Origin of the sequence: Magnetospirillum fulvum MGU-K5 (genome assembly GCF_000442515.1) — a bacterium.
In the GTDB taxonomy this organism is placed as follows: Bacteria; Pseudomonadota; Alphaproteobacteria; order Rhodospirillales; family Magnetospirillaceae; genus Phaeospirillum; species Phaeospirillum fulvum_B.
In genome coordinates this window covers 1-4,063 of the sequence record NZ_AQPH01000128.1, presented here as the reverse complement: position 1 = coordinate 4,063, position 4,063 = coordinate 1, and the positions used below count along the sequence as shown (strand labels likewise).

The 4,063-nt window shown below is 66.5% G+C and carries 6 protein-coding genes; all 6 read left to right on the top strand.

The genetic code is table 11. From position 1 onward, the window contains the following. The coding region (locus tag K678_RS19220) for a P-loop NTPase family protein (RefSeq protein WP_021133708.1) at positions 1-289 on the top strand (289 nt) is incomplete at its 5' end. A 160-nt stretch (positions 290-449) separates the two neighbouring features. Next, a complete protein-coding gene (locus K678_RS16960; RefSeq protein ID WP_021133707.1) occupies positions 450-1,298 on the top strand; it encodes a type IV secretory system conjugative DNA transfer family protein in 849 nt (282 codons plus the stop codon). Between the two features lie 39 nt (positions 1,299-1,337). Beyond that, positions 1,338-3,167: a type IV secretory system conjugative DNA transfer family protein gene (locus K678_RS16955; RefSeq protein WP_021133706.1), complete on the top strand. Its 1,830-nt coding sequence runs from the start codon at positions 1,338-1,340 to the stop codon at positions 3,165-3,167. An 11-nt stretch (positions 3,168-3,178) separates the two neighbouring features. Continuing rightward, positions 3,179-3,532: a single-stranded DNA-binding protein gene (locus K678_RS16950; RefSeq protein WP_021133705.1), complete on the top strand. Its 354-nt coding sequence runs from the start codon at positions 3,179-3,181 to the stop codon at positions 3,530-3,532. 13 nt (positions 3,533-3,545) lie between these two features. Beyond that, positions 3,546-3,713 carry a hypothetical protein gene (locus tag K678_RS18855; RefSeq protein ID WP_155804597.1) on the top strand — a complete coding sequence of 56 codons (168 nt, stop codon included), beginning with the start codon at positions 3,546-3,548 and terminating at the stop codon, positions 3,711-3,713. Beyond that, positions 3,710-4,063 (top strand): ArdC-like ssDNA-binding domain-containing protein (locus tag K678_RS16945; protein ID WP_231376285.1); only part of this gene is annotated, 354 nt, incomplete at its 3' end. The genes K678_RS18855 and K678_RS16945, both read left to right, overlap by 4 nt.

Sequence of the window (4,063 nt, the reverse complement as noted above, 5' to 3'; positions counted from 1 at the left end):
GAACGCCTTCGCGGCGCTCGGCGCGCTGAATTCCGGGATCACCGGCTTCATGTGCTCGATCCACGCCGAAAGCCCCCATCAGGTGCTGAACCGCAAGTTCGAGCAGAACATCGCCTGGGCCGGGCAGTCGATGCCCCGCATCTCGGAATTCCTCGCCGAACTGGTCGACGTGATCGTCCAGATCAAACGCGACCGCGACGGCTATCGCCGCATCACCGACATCTACGAACCCCGCGCCGGGCGCTGGGTGATGAAGGACGGCACCCTCTCCGAACGGAGTGCAGCATGAGCGCGACCCGCAAGATGTGGGCGTTGCCCACACCCACCAGGGGGCCGCGCCCCCTGGACCGGCATCACATGGATCGGGGTCCAGGGGCTGTGCCCCTGGCGGGGATGGGCAGAGCCCATGAACCTCTCCAGAAAGCCGGACGTCCTCGGAGGGCCGCAGCATGAGACTGCTTCTCCTCCCCGTCGCGCTGCTGATCGTTGCCTTCACCACCGGACTGGTCTGGCAAGTGGGGTTCGGCTTCTATCCGCTTGAGGCCGCCTCATGGATCTGGGTGCAGGATTACCTGCGCGCCTACCACCAGCTTCCGCTGTTTTTGACCGTGAGTCTGTTTGGGGTCGCCGCCGCGCTGATCATCCTGATCGTGCTGCTTCAGGCGCTGGCGTCGCGGATCGGCGGGCGGACCACCCATGGCGGCCGCGACGACACCACCTTGCACGGCTCGGCCCGCTGGGCGACCCAGGCCGATGTCAAACAATCCGGGCTGATGGGCAAAACGGGCGTGGTCGTGGGTGGCTGGCCCGGACTGACCGGCAAAGTCCGGACGCTGCGCCATGACGGGCCGGAGCATGTGCTGGCGTTCGCGCCGACCCGCTCGGGCAAGGGCGTCGGGCTGGTGCTGCCGACCCTGCTGTCCTGGCCGGGCTCGGTGCTGGTGCTCGACATCAAGGGCGAGAACTGGCGGATGACCTCGGGCTGGCGGGCAGCCCAGGGCCAGCGCATCCTGAAGTTCGATCCGACGGCGGAGAGCGGCGGGCTGCGCTTCAACCCGCTGGCCGAAATCCGTTCGTCGGTCAGTTCCGGGGCGTCGTCGGCCGGATCAAGGTGGGCGGGAGGCTTGGTCATCGGGGGCTCCTCTCGATTCCGCGCTCTGCCGCCAGAATATCATGCCGAAGGCCGCAAGACGTGGGCGTTGCCCACACCCACCAGGGGGCCGCGCCCCCTGGAACCGGCATCAATTGGATCGGGGTCCAGGGGCTGTGCCCCTGGCGGGGATGGGCAGAGCCCATAACCTTCTCCAGAAGACCGGGCGTCTCCGGAGGGCCGGGCGATGAGACTGCTTCTCCTCCCCGTCGCGCTGCTGATCGTCGCCTTCGTCACCGGCCTGGTGTGGCAAGTGGGGTTCGGCTTCTATCCGCTTGAGGCTGCCTCGTGGCTCTGGGTGCAGGATTACCTGCGCACCTACCGCCAGCTTCCGCTGTTTTTGACCGTGAGTCTGTTTGGGGTCGCGGCGGCGCTGATCGTCCTGATCGTGCTGCTTCAGGCGCTGGCGTCCCGGATCGGCGGGCGGACCACCCATGGCGGGCGCGACGACACCACCTTGCACGGCTCGGCCCGTTGGGCGACCCGGGCCGATGTCAAACAATCCGGGCTGATGGGCAAAACGGGCGTGGTCGTCGGTGGCTGGCCTGGGCTGACCGGCAAGGTCCGGACGCTGCGCCATGACGGGCCGGAGCATGTGCTGGCGTTCGCGCCGACCCGCTCGGGCAAGGGCGTCGGGCTGGTGCTGCCGACCCTGCTGTCCTGGCCGGGCTCGGTGCTGGTGCTCGACATCAAGGGCGAGAACTGGCGGATGACCTCGGGCTGGCGGGCTGCCCAGGGCCAGCGCATCCTGAAATTCGATCCCACTGCCGAGTCTGGTGGGCTGCGCTTCAACCCGCTGGCCGAAATCCGTCTCGACAGCAACCACGCCATCGCCGACGCCCAGAACATCGCCGCGATGATCATCGACCCCGACGGCAAGGGGCTGGCCGATTTCTGGGCCAAGTCCGGCTTCTCCTGGCTGACCGCCGCGATCCTCTACACCCTCTATAAGGTCCGGGCCGAGCAGGGCCGCGTCGCCACCCTGACCGATGTCGATACGATCCTGACCGCCTCGGGCGAAGGTGGGCTGGAACACCTGCTGACCGACATGATCCGCTTCGAGACCGGGGCGGAGGCAACCACCCGGCTGATCCGCTCGGCCGGGCAGGAAATGATGGACCGGGCGGCGCAAGAACGCTCCGGCGTTCAGTCCTCGTCGAAGGTCGATCTGTCGCTCTATCGCGATCCGATCGTGGCGCGAAACATCGCCGCATCGGATTTTCGCCTCTCCGATCTGATGAACGGGGAGAGTCCGGCCAGCCTCTATCTGGTGGTGCCGCCGTCCGACATCGACCGGCTGCGTCCGCTGCTACGCGTGATCCTGAACCTCGTTCTGCGCCGCCTGATGCAGAGCGGTGATGCTCCCAAATACCGCTATCGCCTGCTGTTGATGCTCGATGAGTTCACCAGCGTCGGCAAGCTGGAGATCTTCGAGCGGGCACTGGCCTTCATGGCCGGGTACGGGCTGAAGGCCTTCCTGATCATCCAGGATCTGACCCAGCTTCAGGGCACCTATGGCCGCGAAAACTCGATCGTCGGCAATTGCCATATCCGGGTCGCCTATGCGCCGAACGAGGTGGCCACCGCCCGGGTGCTGTCCGATCTGTGCGGCAAGACCACGATCGTGCAGACCCGCAGCACCCGCTCGCGCAAGCCGCTGGCGCTGTCCGGCACCGTCACCGACAGCGTCGCCGAAGTGGCCCGGCCGCTGCTGACGCCGGACGAATGCATGCGACTCAAGGCAGCGGTCAAATCACGGCGCGATCCCGCCCGGATCGTCCGCCCCGGCGAGATGCTGGTGTTTGTGGCGGGCCATCCCCCGATCCTCGGCCGCCAGCCGCTCTATTTCCTCGATCGCACCCTGCTGGAGCGCTCGCAGCTCGCCCCGATCGGGGCCGAAGCCAACGACGGGGAAAGAGCAACCGAATCCAAACCCTCGGCGTCTCCGACGAATGCCGAGACTTCCGGCCTCGCGGATCGCATCCGCGCCGCCGCCCGATCCTCCTCCACCCCCTGAAAGGAGCAACGATGTTCACCCTCAACAGCGTGATGCTGGCCGGTCGCCTGGGGGCCGATGCCGAGATCAAGACCCTGCCCGGCGACAAGGGCAAGGTCGCCTCGTTCAACCTCGCGGTCGAGCGCTCCTACAAGGATCGCCTCGGCAAATGGCACAGCGAAACCGACTGGTTCCGCGTCGTCACCTTCGTTCCCTCGCTGATCGACAAGGTGCTGGCGAAGCAGGCGACCAAGGGCCGCCTCGTCTTCGTCCAGGGCGCGCTGCGCGCCCGCTCTTGGGACCAGGACGGTCAGCGCCGCACCAGCATTGAGATCGAGGTCGATGCCAATGGCGGCATCACCCCGGTGGTCGAAGACAAAGCCTGAAAGGAGCCCTCCGATGTCCCCTGATCCCAAAATCCCGCTCGACCAGATCGCGGTTCAGATCACCACCGGCCTGGTGGTGGCGGTCGATCCCGACGATGCAGACGCGATGGCCGCCTTCGAGGACGAGGCCCTCGACATCGAGTCCGCGCAGGAAAGCCGCTTTGACGAGGAGGCGGAATGATGGCCGAAACCAAGATCAGCTATCGCGACGAAATCGCGGGCGAAATCATCCGCCGCATCGAGGCGGGCACCGCGCCCTGGCAAAAGCCCTGGAAGCCCGGAGAGATCGGCGCGGCTCCGTTCAACCCGGTCAGCAATAAGCCCTATCGCGGCATCAACGATCTGTGGCTGTCGATGATGGGCCGGGCCGATCCGCGTTGGATGACCTATCGTCAGGCCCTCGAAATCGGGGCTCAGGTCAGGAAAGGCGAGCGCTCGGCCACGATCGAATATTGGCAATGGAGCACCCGGGAGACGCTGAAGGATGCCGACGGCAAGCCGGTGCTGGACCAGGACGGCAACCCCAGGATC

What these genes read in the sequence shown, in the direction of transcription:
- K678_RS16960 (WP_021133707.1), top strand. Translation starts at nt 450, where the DNA reads ATGAGACTGCTTCTCCTCCCCGTCGCGCTGCTGATCGTTGCCTTCACC.
- K678_RS18855 (WP_155804597.1), top strand. Translation starts at nt 3,546, where the DNA reads ATGTCCCCTGATCCCAAAATCCCGCTCGACCAGATCGCGGTTCAGATC.
- K678_RS16955 (WP_021133706.1), top strand. Translation starts at nt 1,338, where the DNA reads ATGAGACTGCTTCTCCTCCCCGTCGCGCTGCTGATCGTCGCCTTCGTC.
- K678_RS16950 (WP_021133705.1), top strand. Translation starts at nt 3,179, where the DNA reads ATGTTCACCCTCAACAGCGTGATGCTGGCCGGTCGCCTGGGGGCCGAT.